The sequence below is a fragment of the Rivularia sp. UHCC 0363 genome (genome assembly GCF_034931125.1).
In the GTDB taxonomy this organism is placed as follows: Bacteria; Cyanobacteriota; Cyanobacteriia; order Cyanobacteriales; family Nostocaceae; genus Rivularia.
In genome coordinates, this window is record NZ_JAYGHM010000017.1 from 60,412 (window position 1) to 74,727 (window position 14,316).

General features: G+C 39.2%; 11 protein-coding genes and 1 pseudogene. 7 read left to right on the top strand and 5 right to left on the bottom strand.

Annotated features, from left to right (window positions below):
- Nucleotides 1-12: 12 nt before the first annotated feature.
- On the bottom strand, nucleotides 13-4,563 hold the full coding sequence (locus VB797_RS12040; RefSeq protein WP_323237922.1) for an eIF2A-related protein: 4,551 nt from the start codon (nucleotides 4,561-4,563) through the stop codon (nucleotides 13-15).
- A gap of 588 nt (nucleotides 4,564-5,151) precedes the next feature.
- Nucleotides 5,152-5,361, bottom strand: a complete 210-nt coding sequence (locus tag VB797_RS12045; RefSeq protein ID WP_323237923.1) for an immunity 17 family protein — start codon at nucleotides 5,359-5,361, stop codon at nucleotides 5,152-5,154.
- Nucleotides 5,362-5,481: 120 nt separating this feature from the next.
- On the opposite strand from VB797_RS12045, the pseudogene miaB reads away from it, so the two are divergent.
- Both miaB and VB797_RS12055 read left to right on the top strand, forming a co-directional pair.
- Nucleotides 5,482-6,777 (top strand): annotated as a pseudogene (miaB, locus tag VB797_RS12050) (tRNA (N6-isopentenyl adenosine(37)-C2)-methylthiotransferase MiaB); the annotation flags it as partial.
- A 197-nt stretch (nucleotides 6,778-6,974) separates the two neighbouring features.
- On the top strand, nucleotides 6,975-7,184 hold the full coding sequence (locus VB797_RS12055) for a toxin-antitoxin system, antitoxin component, Xre family protein (RefSeq protein ID WP_323237925.1): 210 nt from the start codon (nucleotides 6,975-6,977) through the stop codon (nucleotides 7,182-7,184).
- A 471-nt stretch (nucleotides 7,185-7,655) separates the two neighbouring features.
- On the opposite strand, the gene VB797_RS12060 is transcribed toward VB797_RS12055, so the two are convergent.
- Nucleotides 7,656-8,045, bottom strand: a complete 390-nt coding sequence (locus VB797_RS12060) for a type II toxin-antitoxin system VapC family toxin (RefSeq protein WP_323237926.1) — start codon at nucleotides 8,043-8,045, stop codon at nucleotides 7,656-7,658.
- Nucleotides 8,042-8,278 carry a type II toxin-antitoxin system prevent-host-death family antitoxin gene (locus tag VB797_RS12065; protein WP_323237927.1) on the bottom strand — a complete coding sequence of 79 codons (237 nt, stop codon included), beginning with the start codon at nucleotides 8,276-8,278 and terminating at the stop codon, nucleotides 8,042-8,044. The genes VB797_RS12060 and VB797_RS12065 overlap by 4 nt, the downstream gene beginning before the upstream one ends.
- A gap of 110 nt (nucleotides 8,279-8,388) precedes the next feature.
- Here VB797_RS12065 and VB797_RS12070 point away from each other — a divergent pair, with 110 nt between their 5' ends.
- The 5 genes from VB797_RS12070 to VB797_RS12090 all read left to right on the top strand — a co-directional run bounded on the left by VB797_RS12070 (nucleotide 8,389) and on the right by VB797_RS12090 (nucleotide 12,547).
- Nucleotides 8,389-9,426, top strand: coding sequence for a CHAT domain-containing protein (locus VB797_RS12070; RefSeq protein ID WP_323237928.1), 1,038 nt, complete (start codon nucleotides 8,389-8,391; stop codon nucleotides 9,424-9,426).
- Nucleotides 9,427-9,514: 88 nt separating this feature from the next.
- Nucleotides 9,515-9,889, top strand: a complete 375-nt coding sequence (locus VB797_RS12075; RefSeq protein WP_323237929.1) for a type II toxin-antitoxin system HicB family antitoxin — start codon at nucleotides 9,515-9,517, stop codon at nucleotides 9,887-9,889.
- Nucleotides 9,886-10,323 (top strand): type II toxin-antitoxin system VapC family toxin, encoded by a 438-nt coding sequence (locus VB797_RS12080; protein WP_323237930.1) that lies wholly within the window; start codon nucleotides 9,886-9,888, stop codon nucleotides 10,321-10,323. Before VB797_RS12075 ends, VB797_RS12080 begins: the two co-directional genes overlap by 4 nt.
- Before the next feature lie 331 nt (nucleotides 10,324-10,654).
- Nucleotides 10,655-11,719, top strand: coding sequence for a D-alanine--D-alanine ligase family protein (locus VB797_RS12085; protein ID WP_323237931.1), 1,065 nt, complete (start codon nucleotides 10,655-10,657; stop codon nucleotides 11,717-11,719).
- Nucleotides 11,720-11,872: 153 nt separating this feature from the next.
- The gene (locus VB797_RS12090) at nucleotides 11,873-12,547 is read left to right on the top strand and encodes a hypothetical protein (RefSeq protein ID WP_323237932.1); all 675 of its coding nucleotides are present in this window, start codon (nucleotides 11,873-11,875) and stop codon (nucleotides 12,545-12,547) included.
- A 799-nt stretch (nucleotides 12,548-13,346) separates the two neighbouring features.
- Here the strand turns inward: VB797_RS12090 and VB797_RS12095 are convergent.
- Nucleotides 13,347-14,282, bottom strand: coding sequence for an alpha/beta hydrolase (locus VB797_RS12095; protein WP_323237933.1), 936 nt, complete (start codon nucleotides 14,280-14,282; stop codon nucleotides 13,347-13,349).
- Between the last annotated feature and the right edge of the window lie 34 nt (nucleotides 14,283-14,316).

The window sequence follows — 14,316 nt, forward strand, 5'->3', positions numbered from 1 at the left end:
TAAAAGCTTCACTCAATTACACAAATTGCGATCGCTTTTATCAAAACTGGCACTATTTTTCAGATAATCTTGTACCCACTTGCAGCCCGGTATCAATGGATCTATGAGCGCACTTTGGTTATTATCCCACAGAATGACTATCTTATCCTCACCTGCGGATGCAATGGTATTACCATCTGGGCTGAAGGATACTTCTCTTAACCCTTGCTCATGTCCTCTTAGGGTTGCAAGCAAGATTCCGTTAGAGTTCCAAAGTTTAATGTTGTTGTCACCCCCTGCTGAGGCAATAATTTTACCGTCAGGACTGAAAGATATTCCCCTCACCCCATCACTGTCTGCTTTGAAATTTTTTACGAATTGACCTTTAACTTTCCAAAGCTTAATACTGTTATCCAAGCCCCCTGAAGCAATCGTTTTACCATCTGGACTAAAGGAAACTGCAAATACGGAGTCTTTATGGGGTAAAGTATGCAATAAAGTACCATCTACTTTCCATAATTTAACAGTTTCATCCAAACTCGCTGAAGCAATCGTTTTACCATCGGGACTAAAAATAACTTTTCTAACTTCATTGCTATGTCCTTGGAGTGTCTTAAGTAATTTCCCGTTAATATCCCAGATTTTGATGGTACTATCCATACTTGCTGAAGCAATTTTTTGACCATCTGGACTGAAAGCGACTCCCCAAACTCCTTTATTATGTCCTTTGAAGTCTCGCAACCAAGTGCCATTCGATTTCCAAAGTTTGATAGTTTTATCATCCGAAGCTGAAGCAATTATCTTACCATCTGGGCTGAAATCTACCCCCAAAACGCCAGCATCATGTCCTTCTAAGGTCGAAAGCAAACTGCCATCTTGATTCCAAATTTTAATAGTTGTATCATCTGAAGCCGAAGCAATTGTTTTGCCATCTGGACTAAAACGCACTCCGATAACTGCTTTGTTATGATTTTTAAGAACTTGAAACAAACCGTTGTTAAGTTTCCACAGTTTAACGGTTTTGTCCTCGCTCGCTGAAGCTATAGTTTTGCTATCTGGGCTAAAAGCCACCCCCCTCACCCTATCGCTGTGACCTTCCAAAGTTTTTAGTAACTTACCATCATGATTCCAAATATTGACAGTGCTATCCCAACTTGCTGAAGCAATTTTTGTGCCATCTGGACTGAATACTACTTGCCAAACTTTATCGCTATGACCTCGGAAAGTATTTAATTCTCCACCGTACACATTCCAAATTTTTACGGTTTTATCTCCACTTGCCGAAGCAATTTTTTGACCATCTGGACTAAATTGCACTGAGTAAACTTTGTCTTCGTGACCTTTGAGAGTATTTAATTTTTTACCATTTTGATTCCAGAGTTTAATGGTGCCATCTCCACTGGCTGAAGCAATCATTTTACCATCGGGACTAAAAGCAACTGCCCAAATTTCATTATTGTGACCTTTAAACGTGTTTAACTCTTTACCATTTTGATTCCAGAGTTTAATGGTGCCATCTGCACTGGCTGAAGCAATAGTTTTACCATCTGGGCTAAATTGCACTGAGTAAACTTTATCACTGTGACCTTTGAGAGTATTTAACTCTTTACCATTTTGATTCCAGAGTTTAATAGTGCCATCTACGCTCGCAGAAGCAATAGTTTTACTATCTGGACTGAAAGCAACTGCCCAAATTTCATTATTGTGACCTTTAAACGTGTTTAACTCTTTACCATTGCGATTCCAGAGTTTAATAGTGCCATCTGCACTGGCTGAAGCAATAGTTTTACCATCTGGACTAAAAACAACCGCCCAAATGACTTTCTCATGTCCTGACAATCTGTTATATTCAACTACACTATAAACTGCCCGTTCTAAATTTTTAGTTGCCTCATTCTTAATATCTGTACTAATCCAAGTTAAATTTTGCGATTTTCGCTTTGTTCTTATTGCTGCTATAAGCGCATCTAGTTCACGATTTGAGCTTAAATACGCTTCCGAGGATGCACTAAGAGCTTTAATCTCATTCTTTACCGAATTTCGCCATTGCCACCAAGCCAACCCCGCCAAACTCAAGGCTAAAACCAAGCCAACAGAAAGTCCATAAATAGTAAATCGTCTTCTGCGCTTTTTGTTTTTGCTCTCGCGCTCTCGAAATTTTACACTCAACCGAATAAAACTCCTTTCCACCGAACTCAATTCCAAAAAACGTTGATTCTGCCAATCTTGGGCATCTGTAAGTGGCTTTCCTCGCAACAGCGCTCCTTCATCACAACCGCTACTTTCCCAAGTAAGCATCGCTACCCTTAACTGCTCTTGCCAGTAGCGAAAGTCTCTGTCCTGATGCATCCACTCTCGTAGTTGTCCCCAATTGCGAATCAGCGCTTCATGAACTATTTCCACGGTTTCTAAATTCGTTTTCTCGTCGTATCCCGTAACTACCAAACGAGCATCAGCCAAGCGAGTCACCAAGTTCCAATTTTCTGCACCTATTTCCTTTAAGGTGGCTACACGACGGGTGTCTTCCGTTCCAAAACCGGGATGCACCAGTTGGATAAAAATCCGCTGCGCTCTTTCTTTTTCTTCAAAGTTAAGCTGGTTATAGGCTTCCGAAGCATAACAAGCCAATGCCGCTTCTACTGCACCAATTTCATTGTAAGCAGCGTGGGTTAACTGAGCATCTTGCTGTTTTGCCCATAGCTGAGTTAAAGCAAACTCCAATAAAGGTAAATTTCCCGGATTTAGTTCTGATAAGATACGTTCGGTGAGTTTATCCTCGATTGTTACTCCTAGTAACTCCACAGGTTTTTCTATCGTCGCTTGCAGTTCGGAGTAGGTCATCGGGCCAAGTTTTAAGTCTGCATACTGCAATACATCAGCAAAGGGACGGTAAGACAGTGCTTGCCCAAGAAAGTCTGCCCTCAGAGTGATGACTAAAGTGAATCTATGACTATGACTTATTGCTTCTAGCAATCTATCTAAAAATGCTTTGCGTTCTTGGGAATCTCTACAAAGAGTATAAAGTTCTTCAAATTGGTCAGCAACCAGCAAAAAACAACCATTGGGATTTTCCGAAAGGATATTATCTACCAAATCCCGTAAACCATTCTCGCAATGTTGTAAGTCGGTAGTAAAGTTTCTAATATCTCGCAAGCGTTCGGTACGACTGAGGTTGTCTTCCTGCTGGGAAATAATCGCAGTTGCAAGATTAAATAAAGGTCTTTCACCCGGACGAAAGTCGATAATAAACCATTCCCCAGTATCTCGCAGACGCTTTACCAAACCAGCGAACACAACGCTAGATTTGCCACTACCGCTAGAACCAACAACCGCAACAAAGGGTTGATTTTGCACCGCATTCACCAACATCTGGGTGAAAGTTTCCCGCCCAAAAAAGAACCGTGCATCTTCTTCTCGGAAAGCAAATAAACCCCGGTAGGGACTAATTTTGGTAGGATGACGACCTAAATCCAACCAAACTGGTGGAGCTACACCAGGATTTTGACAGATTATGGGTAGCCAAGAAGCAGCAGGAAATTCATTCTCTAATCCTTGTAATCTTTTGCGTGCTTGCTTGACTGATAAATATAAAGGAAGCTGCTCAATGGCAAAATAGTCTAAAAAATACTCAAAGAATTTCTGAGCAACAAGATTTGGTACTGGCTCCCGCATCACAATCACTGTAGGAATATGCAATCTTTGCAATTCATCAGCCAATCCCAACCCATCGCAGGAATTAAAAATTGCTAATTTTAAACCTTTTTCAATTGCTTGCTTAAGAGCTTCTTTTAACTGTTCAATAGTTAAGCTATTATCTGTATTATTTTCATTAATATAAATCCGTCCCGTTTCTTCTTCCGTTTTACTATGACCTGCAAAAAACAGAATATCCCAACCTTTTGAATCCCAAAGGTAATTGTTAAATGTATTCCGTGAAGGTTTAACAAGAAACTCCACTTGTGCATCTTGCAGGCTTTCGAGAAATCTAGCTTCTGCTTCCAAATCAATATTTTTACTGTTGCCTAAAACTGCCAAAATCCTCACTTTATCTCTGGGAAATTTTGGCTGTCTTGAGCTTGCAATGCGTTGGTATTCAAGTTGAGAAAGAGCCATTGCGGCTTTGGGATAATCATCAAAAAAATCCCAGCAATACCAAGGTAATCGCCGTAGCAATGCATGATTAGTTTCAAGAATAATTCGTATTTCTTCTGTTGAGTTTAATGCCGAACGTAATTTACGGTCAATATTAAGAAACTCTACAGATTTTAGCCAATTATTGAGATATTGTTGTAATCCTGTACTTAAATTATTAAAGTCAATGCTAGAAACATTGGTAATACCAGTGACCTCAATTTCTATTTCGTCATCTTCATAAAATGTACGAGTACGCAGCCTAAGATCGAACAAACTTTGATAATTTAGCCGCCAATTTCTATAGAGTTGAGCAAGTTCTGGTGCTGGAGGTAAGGAGCCAATGAACTGCTCTGGAAGGGAATTACCCACTTCCCACAATCGAGCGGTAACTTGCTCGAATCCTTTTTCCAACTCGCCATTGCCTAAATTAATCACAACTAATTTACTCATGGCAACGTCAAACACCTAGTGAATTTAAAGGTACTGCGTCAAAACCTGCATCAAATTCAGATTATTTAATCAGGTTATTTAAAATAATCATCAACTAACTTCTGCGACGCTTTATTTAACTCTACCATCATAGCCATCCGTCATAATCCCAAAATTGGCACCGTGAATCTTTTCTGTCACTACCCAATCGGTTTTATTCAAAGTAATTCCATTGATTGATATTTTCGGGTATCTTTTCATAAGCTATATATTCCCCATCTTGAATATTGCTATCTGTGTTTTCCATGATTACTCCCTTTCCGCTCTATAATTACCTATCTCTCTTGTCTTGAAAAGTTGCTCATGGGGGGGAACCACGCTACTTCTCTCGTACTACGGGAACCTCCGCACCTTCTTTGGCTCCCCAAGACAGCACTTTTCGCTATCTCTTTCCTCTGCGTACTCTGCGCTCTAGTAAGGTTTTTTTATAGGTAAATCTTTCACCGGGAAGGGAGTAAAGCGATAAATCGCGGCACGTAGAACCTATCTCGTATTACATTGTAGTACAAGAAAAAGTGCGAAGAGAGCGATCGCCAATAAAATCAACTTTTAACTGCCGAGTAAAATAGCGACTGCCATACCAATGAGGAACAATCCGAAAACCGTGTAGAATATTCGTGCGCCTTTACGACCAATTATTTTAACCAGGAATCGAGCGCGATAATTGTTAAAATACCAATCCCAGTTAATAAAATAACTAGCTGCTACTGAAAATAAACCCGCTAATATAATCAAGATGCAAATAAGTATTTCTTCCATCTTTTTATAGTCTCGATAATTTTATTTACCCAAAGTACTTTATTAAAATTGATAATGGAAACTGTAAATCCTATATACCCAAACGAATTACCAATGACCACCAAACGCCAATACCATATTATGACCTTCGGTTGCCAGATGAACAAAGCCGACTCGGAACGTATGGCTGGCATCCTAGAAGACATGGGCTTTGAGTGGTCGGAAGATCAATACGATGCAGATGTAGTTATTTGTAATACTTGTTCTATCCGCGATAATGCCGAACACAAAGTATATTCTTATCTCGGCAGACAAGCCAGACGAAAGCGTCAAAAGCCAGATTTAACTTTGGTTGTAGCGGGTTGTGTAGCACAGCAGGAAGGGGAAACGTTATTAAGAAGGGTTCCAGAATTAGATTTGGTCATGGGACCCCAACACGCGAACCGCTTAAAAGATTTGCTGCATCAAGTGTTTGATGGTAGCCAAGTTGTCGCAACTGAGCCAGTGGATATTATGGAAGATATCACCAAGCCGCGTCGGGATAGTCAGGTCACGGCTTGGGTAAACGTAATTTACGGCTGTAACGAACGCTGCACTTATTGTGTAGTCCCCAGCGTGCGGGGGGTAGAACAGTCGCGGACACCAGAAGCAATTCGTGCTGAAATGGAAGAGTTGGGTAGACAAGGTTATAAGGAAATTACTTTACTCGGTCAAAATATTGATGCTTACGGACGAGATTTACCGGGTGTAACTTCAGAAGGTCGTCGCGAGAATACTTTGACTGACTTGCTTTATTACGTCCACGATGTACCGGGTATTGAAAGAATCAGATTTGCTACTTCTCACCCCCGTTATTTCACGGAACGATTAATTAAAGCTTGTGCGGAGTTACCCAAGGTTTGCGAGCATTTTCATATCCCCTTCCAATCGGGAGATAACGAAGTTTTGAAACGCATGGCACGGGGTTATACCCATGAAAAGTACCGTAGAATCATCGATAAAATTCGCGAGTATATGCCAGATGCTTCAATTACTGCCGATGCGATCGTTGCTTTCCCTGGGGAGACGGAAGAGCAGTTTCAAAAGACGATGCAGTTAACAGAAGATATTAGTTTCGACCTATTAAATACCGCTGCATATTCCCCACGTCCTCATACACCAGCAGCAGAGTGGTCAGAACAATTGAGTGAAGAAGTTAAAAGCGATCGATTGCAGCGGTTGAATAACTTGGTAAATATCAAAGCCGCAGAGCGATCGCAACGATACATGGGACGGATTGAAGAGGTGCTGGTAGAGGACGAAAATCCTAAAAATAATCATCAAGTTATGGGACGTACAGAAGGAAATCGTCTTACCTTCTTCACGGGTGATATCAACGAACTTAAAGGGAAGATAGTCAAAGTGAAAATTACCGTAGTGCGTCCGTTTAGCTTGACCGGGGAAGCTGTGGAAGTGCGGGAAGTTGTGGGTGTTTGATTAATAATGTAGAGACGTTGCATTGCAACGTCTCCCTAAATTTGATTGGTAACAAATCAATTTTTATATTTCAACCCTAGAAAGTGCAACGCCGCTATTATAAAAACATAAAAGCGAAATTCTATGAGAAAATAAGTCCTCAATAGGGATATAAAACAATGCAAGTTAATAAAATACCCGAACAAAGATTAATTGAAAAAATACGTCAGCTAGTTCCGGAACAAGTGGTGCTGGTTGAAAATTTTATTGATTCCTTGTCTGAGCAAAATGAAGATTATAACCTTACCCTAGCTGCTACAAAGCTTTCCGAACCAACACTGCAAAAAATTTGGGATAATCCTGAAGACGCTGAATATGATCAATTATAAATTTGGTGATGTTGTTTTAGTACCTAAGTAAGTCGGCGTGAATAAATATAATTGTATAAAGTCCGAAGCCGTTACTCTAACGAGTCAGCAAGCTGAACATGGAGTGTTCCCTACACCGGGAATGGAGGCACGACGACGCAATCTCAATCGTTTTAGGGTTTTTACTTTTCGTTACATAGTTAGATTTATTAGTGCCAACCTACTTAGTTTGTAAGTTGGGTTGAGGTAAGAAACCCAACATAATTTAGAGATTAAAGCAAATAATTCAACTCAAAACAATATAAAATACCCAACAAAACAACGCGCTTCATTCAAAAAATTATATTGGGTAATTTCAAATCGAATCACAACACAGATGTTGGGTTACGACGCAATATAAAATAATTGGTTGTTTGTTAAATCTTTTCGTGCGTCTAACCCAACCTACAACTTTTGCGGACATGGTTCTGGTACTGATGGATTAGTTTTCGGCTAGCTTAATGTTTGCAACCAAGAAACACCCGTGAGATTGCTATCAACTGTAGCTAATATCAAATTGTAGTGAACTGCTGTAGCTGCAATAAATCTATCGGCTGGATCTTGGTGCGGTAGTTCAATCTGGCGACTTAAAATAGCAATTTGATGAACGAGGGGAGCCTCAATAATTTCTAGAGTTTGTAAGGCTAAATCTATCCATGTAACTGCATCAGGTTGTAAAGAGATTCGTCCTTTTTCTGCTAGGATTAAAGTCTCCCAGATACTAATAGGACTAAGCCAAAGCTCGGTTGTTTCCTCTACAATTACAGTTTTGAGATTGGTAGATAGATGTTCGTTACCCAGAAGATACCAAAGCCAGATGTGGGTATCTAGTAAAAGTTTCACTGAAGCACTTCCCAGGTGCTAAGAGGAACTGCTGGAGTTATTAAATCTCCTAAAATTTCCCCGCTTCCTTTCATTACTCCAAAAGTGGCACGTTTGGGTTGAGTTGTCGCAGGAGATATAATTACTAATGGTTTGCCCTCATGGGTAACAGTTAAGGGTGTTTTAGTACGTTGTACTTCTGTAAGTAGTTTCTGAAGATTTTCGGGTAATTCGTTGGTACTAATTTGTTGCATTTTTGGGTTTAATAGCTTGGTTCATCTTTATTATCCCCTTTCGATCTGCATGATATTGCAAAAATTCTCTCTTTAATTTACCGCAACACATCACCTTATCAAATAACACCATGAAAAAAATCCTCATCCTCTCCGCAAACCCGAAAAATACAAGTAATCTCCGCTTGGATGAAGAAGTGCGAGAAATCAAAAACACGCTGCAACTATCTCCCCATCGAAATGAATTTGAAATCATCACAGAATCTGCCGTACAAGTGGATGATTTAACCCGCTTCTTATCTCAACATCAACCAACAATTGTTCACTTTTGCGGACATGGTTCTGGTACTGATGGATTAGCCTTGGAAGATAATTTCGGACACCAACAACTTGTAAGTACTCAATCCCTGGTAAAGCTATTTGATTTGTTCCAAGAAGAAGTAGAGTGTGTTTTACTCAATGCTTGTTATAGCAAGGAACAAGCCGCAGCTATTCACCAACACATTGATTGTGTGGTGGGGATGAATCAAGCGATTGGCGATAGAGCCGCGATTAAATTTAGTGTCGGTTTTTATACAGCTTTATTTAGCGAGAGAAATTATCAAGATTGTTTTGATATGGGTTGTACTGCCATTGATTTACAGGGAATTCCCGAATATGCAACCCCACAAATCAAAATTCGGCGACGCAGCTATCAAAAGCAACAGTCAATAAACCCGACAAAATCTGAGAATAATCATATGAGTAACAATAACCAAGGCTCGCAAAACCGTTCAGTTTCGATTGGGGGTAGCGTTACTGGTAGTGCAATTCAAACAGGAGACAGCAACACTGCCAACATAAATTATCAACAAGTTAGTTTACCCGCACCTGAAAGCGTCGATATACAAGCAGAATTCACCGCTTTACGTGAAATAATTGCAAAATTAGAAACCTCAGACCGTCGTAAAATAGAAAATGCCTTTGCAGATGCCCAGGAAGAAATAAAAAAACCACAGCCAGATAAAGATGAAGTGGGTGAAGCATTAAACCGAGCTTTAAAATATGCTAAGAAAGCTGAAGGGTTTGCTAGTGCCATAGAAAAACTTCAGCCTCATTTAAGTAAAACTACTGCTTGGTTGGGTGATAATTGGCATAAATTATTAGGTTTGGTTGGTTTAACAATTTGATATTAGATGGTGCGTTACGGCGAATAAGAGATATTAAAATGAAACAAAGATATGACTCCAGCCCAAAGCACCCTATAAATACTTAAATATGACTACTAACTTAATCAAAAATACTGCCCAAACTCACAAACTAAATTATTCAATATTAATTGAAGCCAAAGAAGGTGGATATCAAGCAACAGTTTGGGGTTTACCAGATTGTCAGGTATTTGCGACAACGAAAGAAGAAGCAATCAATAATTTGCATGAATTAATGGAAAATCGATTAAAAAATGTAGAAATAGTTACCCAAGAGATAGAATCACCAACAACTGAACATCCTTGGATGAAGTTTGCGGGCAAGTATAAGGATGACCCACAATTTGATGATATGCTGGCGGATATTGAAGCATATCGACGCGAACTAGATGCAGAAATGGAAGAATATTATCGGCAATTAGATGCAGAGGAAGAAGTCAAGTGAAGCTTTGGATACTTGATACGGATACTCTGTCCCTTTTTCAAAGAGCGCATCCATTAATAAGTCAACGTGTAAATGCCATACCTAAAGAACAATTAGCTGTAACGATTATTACATTTGAGGAACAGATGTATGGAAGGTTGAATCGGATTAGAAGAGCTAATTCACAAGAATTATCAGTACTTGCTTATATGCAATTACATGAAACGTTAGAGGATTTTAAAACTATCAACGTACTGGATTTTACGCAAGAAGCTGCTAATTGCTATTCTCAATTGTTGCGTCAAAAAATTCGTATTGGTACGCAAGATTTACGAATAGCGTCAATTGTCATTTCTCACAATGGTATTTTGGTAACGCGGAATCAACAAGATTTTTCTCGCATACCTGATTTACAGTTTGAAGATTGGACGGTAGCCCCCAAAGACAACACCTAAAATACTAATGTTGTTTATTAGAAAAGATAATGGTACATTCAAAAGCGTTGCGATTCAAAGAAAATATTCCATTCCCAAAAATCTTCCCAAAAAAATTTCTAACTTTCCGGAATTGACATCTTCGGATTAGTATTCTATCTTAGATGAGCAAATTATGGCAGAATCCTATATTTACCTGGGGAACTATAACCCCTACTTTATATGTAACCTTCAGAAACCCGGTCTTTATGGCTGGGTTTTTGTTGTTTAATTATGTAATCAAAAAAATACAGCAATACTATCAGGTTGTGATACCCTATCTGCAATTAGTGACGATTTATAAGTATTCAACATGACAAAATTGCGGGTAGGTTTGCTTTTTGGTGGTCGTTCTGGAGAACATGAAGTTTCTATAGTTTCAGCAAGAGCGATCGCAGAAGCTATAAATGCACAGGAAAACGCTAATAAGTACGAATTATTGCCTTTTTATATTAAAAAAGATGGTGCTTGGCAAGGTCCCGATGTCGCAAGTCAGGTTTTATCTACGGGGGAAGCGTTATCTTGTGATTCTAAATCTAATCTTTGGCAATTCCCAGCAGAAGCGGAAAGTATTGATGTGTGGTTTCCCATTTTGCACGGGCCAAACGGTGAAGATGGTACAATTCAAGGATTGTTGAGCTTGATGCAGGTTCCTTTTGTTGGTTCCGGGGTGTTGGGTTCCGCTGCGGGTATGGATAAAATTGGCATGAAATCCATATTTGCTCAAGCTGGATTACCGCAAGTTAAGTATATGGCGCTAACTAGAGAGGAAATTTGGTCAAAGTCCACTATTTTTGCCAAATGCGATGACATAGAGCAAACTTTGGGCTATCCTTGTTTCGTCAAACCTGCTAACTTAGGTTCGTCCGTCGGTATTGCCAAAGTGCGATCGCGCTCCGAATTAGAAGCCGCTTTGGATAGTGCAGCAAGTTACGACCGCAGAATTATTGTCGAATCTGGAGTTACCGCAAGGGAAGTTGAATGCGCTATTTTAGGAAATGACAGCCCGAAAGCTTCCATCATCGGTGAAATTACTTACGAAAGTGACTTTTACGACTATGAAACTAAATATACTATTGGTAGGGCAGATTTACTGATACCGGCACCGCTTCCTAATTCCGTAATTCAACAAATTCAAGAGAAAGCAATACAGGCATTTACCACCCTTGACTGCGCCGGATTAGCACGAGTAGACTTCTTCTACGTTGAAGCGACCGGAGAAGTTTTGATCAACGAAATCAATACTCTGCCTGGTTTTACTTCAACAAGTATGTATCCGCAGCTTTGGGCAAACAGCGGTGTTTCTTTTCCAGAGTTAGTCGATCAATTGATTCAACTCGCTTTGCAAAGAAGCTCAATCCCAGAAAAACACGAGTAGCATTAAGCACCCATATTTTCCTAATAACTAATGGATTAAGTAGTCTAAATTTCTAAAAAAGACTACTTAAATTCCTAGATTGATTACGGATACATGAAACCTTGTTACTCCAGTACAATCTATATCTTGAGAAGTACAAATCTGAAAAAAGTCATGGAAAACAATCAGAGTGTACAGCAGGAGCGGTCCAAAGTCAAAGAGTCAACACCTATTCCAGAGAACGAATCAACAAAAAAAATAAATAGCTTTAAAAATGTAGCAATATATTTATTCACGCATTACCCTTGGCTATTTTTGACTGGTGTATTGTTGATGTTTTTGGGAGGAGGTGCGCTATCAATATACAGTTTGGGCTATGTTGATGAAAATCTAAAACGCAAAGATTCGGAACCGTTACAAACTGAAGTTGCACTACCACAGTCACCTGCTGAGGCTGTGGAAAGCAACGAGCCTATACCCTTATGGATGGTAGCTGCTATCGCTCTTAGTTGCGCTAGTGGATGCTTAGTAATTTTAAGATTTATTAATCGTCCCAGACAAAAAAAAATTATCAAACGTGTTATTAGTCGCGATGAAATACGTTTATCACAGCGACGCTATCAAGCAATGGAAGCACGTTTACCAAAAAGGAAAACACCTGCTTACGTGTCCCACACACGCAGGACTCCTATAATGGCTGTCCCTCCGCAAAAGCCGCAACCAAAACCTGTGGTTACAGTTTTACCCCCCGAACATAGTTTTAAACCTAATCAAAATAATCAAGATTCTTTAGCGGATATTATGGATATTCGCAAACAGAATTCCTTGTCCTCGATGTTACATAAGTAGTAATTAGTTTTAAAGCATTAATTCCGATCAAAGCAAAAGCCCATTATTCCACGCTTTCGCGAACTTACCTTCGAGATGCGTGTTTTTTGTATGCTTAGGTGCAAGCTTCACACCCAACTGCTCTCTCTTTGTAGGAACAAGAAAGCTATATTTGAGCGAATTTAAATATAAATCCTGCGAATTCAAACGCGAAGTGCTTTACAGCATCCTTGCGCGAATGCTGGATTTACGTTTAAGTAGAGCCTTTAAAATTGTGTTCCCTGGATGGAGCTTAGGAACGAGATTGAGAGTCCGAGAAATATCTATATTAAACACGATATCAACCGTATTCTTGCCTGCTTTTTAAAATAAATTATAAAACCTGCCAAAATGGCAACTCACTAGCGATTTAGTCAGTTATCTTTAATCAAGATAAACGACTTCAAGGGTGTTGTTATCAGGGTGTATCACTTTAATAACCGATGGTGATACACTTTTTACCAAACAAATTATCTTTTTCTGAATGGGATATATATCCTAACAGGTCAAATAGATAATTGTCAATCATCCAAAATATTAGAAAAATTAAGTTTAGTTTGCCGCATTAGGAATACCAACCGCGTACAAATGTTGCGTTGACCCAAAAACAGCCCCCAAAATCAAGGCAGTGTTTGTACGTATTCCTGAACGCTTCAGCGGCAAATGTAAGAGTGGGAGTGAATGCTTGTGGTATGCATCCTCCCACTCTTATTTTTATGGGTAGTTTTTGATGGGTAAAGCAGGCTTTCTTTGCCTTCCTTACCCTTACTACAATCCCTTCCTATAAAAATTTTGTAGTTTTTAAAAAATCAACAGTGGTTATTTTAATTGCATCCGCAGCACCACTGGAAGCATCATGGTGACAGTCATTAAGAATTTGAAATTGAGAATTTGAAATAAGCTGATGCAGTTTTATCCCGTCTTCAATCTTGAACCAGCTATCTTGTTCTCCCCACATAATTAATGTAGGACATTGAATATTAATTAAATTGTCCTGAATTTTGCTCAACCAATTAGGTTGATTATTTTGATTATGCTCAATTTCTCGTGCAGCAAGTTGTAATTCTTGAGCAACTTTGAGAAAAGTACCGGGGAACTCGATATAAGGGTAAGTTATCCAAAATACATCTTCTTGAGTCAAAAGAGAAGGGTCAAATAGGACGTTACGTCTTTCTATTGCCATAATTTCTCTAATTAATGGTGCAAAGAGGTAGCTTAAACGTAATTTGTCAATTGTTTCTATTAATTCAAGAGGTGTTTTTGCGAGTACGGACATACCCCAATGAGGAAGTTTTTTGGCAAACACTGGAACATTAACAACGATTAATCGAGAAACGAGTTCAGGGTATTCTTCAGCAAAAGCAAGCGCAATTAAAGCTCCCAAAGATTCTGCTAATATTGCTACGGGTTCATCGCATAATGATTTGATAATGCGCTGTAATTCAACTACTTGATGACCTGTAGTTTCTTCGCGATGCAAAGGTTTCTCAGAAAATCCAAATCCTTTAGCATCAAAACAAATAACTCGAAAATATTTAGATAAAGGTTCGATCAAATGTCGCCAATTATAGCTCCAGCTACCAATACCATGCAGTAAAAATAAAGGTCTACCCGTACCTTTTTCACCATAGGCAATTTGTACGGGATAACCTTGACTATCAGTAATTGTTACTTTCTGCTGTCCTTGAGGAAAAGTATTTTGCCACCAATCTTTCATTACAATAAATCAATTATCAATTATCAATTATCAA